We start from the raw sequence: 5,678 nt of genomic DNA, 5'->3' as shown, positions 1-5,678 counted from the left end.
CCCCGGCCCCGCCCGCCAAGCCACCCTTCCCCGAAGTGGCCGGAAACCGGGCAAGCACGCTTGCTTGTTTCCCCGGCCGCTGCCACGCTCCCGGACGTGCTGAGGATCGGCAACGCCTCCGGTTTCTACGGTGACCGTTTCGACGCGATGGAGGAGATGCTCACCGGCGGCCCCCTGGACGTGCTCACCGGGGACTACCTCGCCGAACTGACCATGCTCGTCCTCGGCCGCGACCGGCTGAAGGACCCGGAACGCGGCTACGCCCGCACGTTCCTCCGCCAGTTGGAGACCTGCCTGGGCACGGCGGCCGACCGCCGCGTACGGATCGTCGCCAACGCGGGTGGCCTCAATCCGGCCGGACTCGCCGACCGAGTAAGGGCGTTGGCGGAACGTCTCGGCATCCCCGCCCGCGTCGCCTACGTCACGGGCGACGACCTGCTGAACTCCCGCGACTGGGGCCCCGGCGTCCTCACCGCCAACGCCTACCTCGGCGGTGCGGGCATCGCCGCCTGTCTGCGGGCCGGCGCGGACGTCGTCGTCACCGGCCGGGTGACCGACGCGGCGCTGGTGAGCGGCGCCGCGGTCGCCCACTTCGGCTGGGAGCCGGGCGAGTACGACGCCCTCGCGGGCGCGGTCGTCGCCGGACACGTGCTGGAGTGCGGGGCGCAGGCCACCGGCGGCAACTACGCCTTCTTCGCCGAGCACGACATCCGCCGCCCCGGCTTCCCGGTCGCCGAACTGCGCGCCGACGGCGGCTCGGTGATCACCAAGCACCCGGGCACGGGCGGCGCCGTCACCGTCGGGACCGTCACCGCCCAGCTCCTCTACGAGACCCAGGGCGCCCGCTACCTCGGCCCCGATGTCACGGCCCGCCTCGACACCCTCCGGCTGACGCCGGAAGGACCCGACCGGGTGCGGATCGACGGCGTCCGGGGAGAGCCGCCGTCGGCCGCGCTCAAGGCCGGGCTGACCCGCCTGGGCGGCTGGCGCAACGAGGTCGTCTTCGTTCTCACCGGACTGGACATCGAGGCCAAGGCACGGCTGGTGCGCGCGCAGACCGAGGACGCCCTGGCCCGCCGCCGCCCGGCATCCGTCCGCTGGACCCTGGCCCGTACGGACCACCCCGACGCGGACGTGCAGGAGGAGGCGAGCGCGCTGCTGCGGCTGGTGGTGCACGACCCCGACCCCGAGACCGCCGGCCGCGCGATCGGCGCCGCCGCCGTCGAACTGGCCCTCGCGAGCGTTCCCGGCCTGCACCTCACCGCACCGCCGGGACCGGCTTCCCCTTACGGGGAGTTCGAGGCGGTCGCGGTGGACCCCGAGACCGTCCGGCACGTCGCCGTCCTGCCCGACGGCACCCGCGTCCCGGTGCTCCCGCCGCCCGTACGGACCGACGCGGCGCCGGACCCGCCCGGCCCGGCGCTCCCCGCGCCGCTGCCCGCCGGGCCGGTGCGCCGCGCGCCCCTGGGGCGCGTCGTGGGCGCCCGCAGCGGCGACAAGGGCGGGAGCGTCAACGTCGGCGTCTGGGCGCGGGACGAGGACGGGTGGCGGTGGCTCGCCCACGCGCTCACCGTCGACGCCTTCCGCCGGCTCCTTCCGGAGACGGCCGGCTTGACCGTCACGCGCCACGTCCTCCCCAACCTCCGCGCCCTGAACTTCGTCGTCGACGGGCTCCTCGGGCGCGGCGTCGCGGAGAACGTCCGCTTCGACCCGCAGGGCAAGGGCGTCGGCGAGTGGCTGCGCGCCCGCTACGTCGAGATACCGGAGGTGCTGCTGTGACCGTCCTGGCCTCCCGGCTCGACACCGCCGGGCCGGAGTACGCGGCGAACCGGGCCGCCATGCTCGACCGGCTCGCCGAGGTCGAGGCCGCGCACGCGCGGGCCGTCGCGGGCGGCGGCGAGAAGTACGCGGCCCGGCACCGCGCCCGGGGCAAGCTGCTCCCGCGCGAACGGATCGAGCTGCTCCTCGATTCCGACACGCCGTTCCTCGAACTGTCCCCGCTGGCCGCCTGGGGCACCGAGTACGCGGTGGGCGCCTCGCTCGTCACCGGGATCGGGACGGTCTCCGGCGTCACCTGCCTGATCAGCGCCAACGACCCGACCGTACGCGGCGGGGCGAGCAACCCGTGGACGCTGCGGAAGGCGCTCCGCGCGCACGAGATCGCCCGCGCCGACCGGCTGCCGGTGATCAGCCTGGTGGAGTCCGGCGGCGCGGACCTCACCGGACAGAAGGAGATCTTCGTCCCGGGCGGCGCCCTGTTCCGCGACCTCACCCGGCTCTCGGCGGCCGGCATCCCCACGGTCTCCGTGGTCTTCGGCAACTCCACCGCCGGCGGCGCGTACGTCCCGGGCATGTCCGACCACGTCGTCATGGTCAAGGAGCGCGCCAAGGTGTTCCTGGGCGGGCCGCCGCTGGTGCGGATGGCCACCGGGGAGGAGGCGGACGACGAGTCGCTGGGCGGCGCGGACATGCACGCCCGCGTCTCCGGACTCGCCGACCACTTCGCCGTCGACGAGTACGACGCCCTCCGCCAGGCCCGCCGTATCGTCTCCCGGCTCGACCACCCGGCCGCGCCCGCCGCCCCCTGGCCCGCCGAGCCGCCCCGGCACGACCCGGACGAGCTCCTCGGCATCGTCCCCGGCGACCTGCGGGCGCCCTTCGACCCGCGCGAGGTGATCGCCCGTATCGTCGACGGCTCGGACTTCGACGAGTTCAAGCCGCTGTACGGCGCCGGGCTGACGGTCGGCTGGGCACGGCTGTACGGCCGGCCGATCGGGATCCTCGCCAACGCGCAGGGCGTGCTGTTCAGCGCCGAGTCACAGAAGGCGGCCCAGTTCATCCAGCTCGCCAACCAGCGGGACATCCCGCTCCTCTTCCTGCACAACACCACCGGCTACATGGTCGGCCGCGCCTACGAACGCGGGGGCATCATCAAGCACGGCGCCATGATGATCAACGCGGTGTCCAACTCCCGCGTCCCGCACCTCTCCGTCCTCCTCGGCGCCTCCTACGGCGCCGGCCACTACGGGATGTGCGGGCGCGCGTACGACCCCCGCTTCCTCTTCACCTGGCCCAGCGCCCGCGCCGCCGTCATGGGGCCCAAACAGCTCGCGGGCGTCCTGTCGATCGTCGCCCGCGCGTCGGCGGCAGAGAAAGGGCTGCCGTACGACGACGAGGCCGACGCCGGGCTGCGGGAGGCGGTGGAACGGCAGGTGGAGGCGGAATCGCTGCCGATGTTCCTCTCCGGGCGGCTGTACGACGACGGGGTCATCGACCCCCGCGACACCCGGACCGTGCTCGGGCTGTGCCTGGAGGCGGTGAACGGCGCGCCGGTGGAGGGGGCCCGGGGCGGCTTCGGCGTCTTCCGCATGTGATCGGCCGCGGGTTGGCCGGTGCGGGACAGCCACCGCAGGCGAACCCCCGCAAGTGAACGACCGCACGTGAACCGCCGCATGTGATCGTCCGCGAGGGTAGGGGTGACCGTGATCGAGACCGTGCTCGTCGCCAACCGGGGCGAGATCGCCTGCCGCGTCGCCCGGACCTGTCGCGCCCTCGGTGTCGCGACGGTCGCCGTCCACTCGGACGCGGACGCCGGCGCCCGGCACGTCCGGGCGGCCGACACGGCCGTCCGCCTGCCGGGCGACGCGTCCGCCGACACGTATCTGCGGGGCGACCTGATCGTCCGTGCCGCCGTGACGGCGGGGGCGGACGCGGTGCATCCGGGGTACGGGTTCCTCTCCGAGAGCGCGGAGTTCGCGCGCGCGGTGCGGGCGGCGGGGCTGGTGTGGATCGGGCCGCCGCCCGAGGCGATGGAGGCGATGGCGTCGAAGACCCGCGCCAAGGAGATCGCGGCGGGCGCGGGCGTGCCGGTGCTCGCGCCCCTCGACCCGGCCGCCGTCGCCCCCGCCGACCTGCCCGTTCTCGTCAAGGCGGCGGCGGGCGGCGGCGGACGGGGCATGCGGGTGGTGTACGAACTCAGCGGACGGGACGCGGCATTGGAGGCGGCGCGGGCGGAGGCCGCGGCCGCGTTCGGCGACGGCACGGTGTTCGTCGAGCCGTACCTCGCGGGCGGGCGCCACGTCGAGGTGCAGGTGCTGGCCGACGCGCACGGCACGCTGTGGACCCTGGGCACCCGCGACTGCTCCCTCCAGCGCCGCCACCAGAAGATCGTCGAGGAGGCCCCCGCGCCCGGCCTGCCCGCCGGGCTGGAGGACGCGCTGTGCGCCTACGCGGCCGGCCTCGCCCGCGCGGTCGGGTACGAGGGGGCCGGGACGGTGGAGTTCCTGCTCGGCGTCGACGGGCGGCCGTGGTTCCTGGAGATGAACACCCGGCTACAGGTGGAACACCCCGTGACGGAGGCCGTGTACGGCGTGGACCTGGTCGCCCTGCAACTGCGCGTCGCCGAGGGCGGCCGGCTGGACGGCCCGCCCCCGGCGCCGCGCGGGCACGCGGTCGAGGCGCGGCTGTACGCGGAGGACCCGGCGCGGGAGTGGCGGCCGTGGACGGGGCGGGTGCACGAGCTGGCGTTCACGGGCGGTGGGGCGGGCGGCCTGCGGGTCGACCTCGGGACCGGGCCCGGCGACACCGTCAGCCCGTACTACGACGGGCTGCTCGCCAAGGCCGTCGCCCGGGCCGACGACCGCCCGTCGGCCCTCCGGCTGCTCGCCCGCGCCCTGGAACGCGCCCGGATCCACGGTCCGGTCACCAACCGCGACCTCCTCGTCCGCACCCTCCGGCACCCGGAGTTCACCGCCGGGGGTGCCGGGACGGACTTCTACGAACGCCGCCTCGCCGAACTCACCGGGTCCGGGCTCGCCGGGGGCGAGGGGGGTGAGTCCGGGGGTGGCCCGGCCGAGGCGGATACGCGGCTCGCGGCCCTCGCCGCCGCCCTCGCCGACGCGCGCGGCCGCTCGCCGTTCGGCGGCTGGCGCAACGTTCCGTCCGGGCCGCAGGTGAAACGGTTCCGCTCCGAACCGGACGGCGTGGAGTACGAGGTCCGCTACCGGATCGGGCGGGACGGGCGGCTGGTGGAACCGTCCGGGCCCGGAGCGCCGCGCTTGTGCGAGGTGGCGGCGGAGAGCGCGACCGGGGAGCCGGGTATGTCGGAGAGTGCCGGCGCGGGCGGGGGCGTGGAGGCGTCCCGGTGGCCCACGGCCCGCGCCCGGCCGAGCCGGGCGGCCCGCGTGCTCCTGGAGACCGCCGACGGGGTACGCCAGCCGTACACGGTCGCGTTCCACGACGACGCGGCGTACGTGGACGGCCCGTCGGGCTCCTGGACGTTCACCGTCCTGCCCCGCTTCCCCGACCCGGCCCCGGCGTCGGAACCCGGATCGCTGCACGCGCCCATGCCGGGCACGGTCGTGCGCGTCGCCGACGACGTCGCGCCCGGCCGCGAAGTGGCGGCGGGGCAGCCGCTGCTCTGGCTGGAGGCCATGAAGATGGAGCACCGGGTCACCGCCCCCGCCGCCGGTATCCTCACCGCCCTGCACGCCGCCCCGGGGCGGCAGGTGGCCACCGGGGACCTGCTGGCCGTGGTCACCCCGGCGGCAGGGGTTCCCTCCGCGCCGGACCGGCCGTCGGCGGAGGCCCGTCCCTCAGTAGAGACCCGTCTTTCCGCAGCGCCCCCTGCCGCGACGGGCCAACACCCGGCCGCGCCCGTTCCGCCCCCACCGGCACCC

At 75.8% G+C, this 5,678-nt stretch carries 3 protein-coding genes; all 3 read left to right on the top strand.

What is annotated here, in order from left to right:
• Nucleotides 1–96: 96 nt before the first annotated feature.
• Complete coding sequence (locus ACSNOK_RS30020; protein WP_436783954.1) at nt 97–1,779, top strand: acyclic terpene utilization AtuA family protein; 1,683 nt, start codon at nt 97–99, stop codon at nt 1,777–1,779.
• Nucleotides 1,776–3,374, top strand: a complete 1,599-nt coding sequence (locus tag ACSNOK_RS30015; protein WP_436783953.1) for an acyl-CoA carboxylase subunit beta — start codon at nt 1,776–1,778, stop codon at nt 3,372–3,374. Before ACSNOK_RS30020 ends, ACSNOK_RS30015 begins: the two co-directional genes overlap by 4 nt.
• A gap of 108 nt (nt 3,375–3,482) precedes the next feature.
• On the top strand, nt 3,483–5,678 hold a 2,196-nt coding region (locus tag ACSNOK_RS30010), incomplete at its 3' end, for an acetyl/propionyl/methylcrotonyl-CoA carboxylase subunit alpha (RefSeq protein WP_436783952.1).

It is taken from the genome of Streptomyces sp. URMC 126 (assembly GCF_051386555.1).
GTDB lineage: Bacteria > Actinomycetota > Actinomycetes > Streptomycetales > Streptomycetaceae > Streptomyces.
Note: the sequence above shows the minus strand (reverse complement) of the source record. Positions and strands in the feature narration are given on the sequence as shown.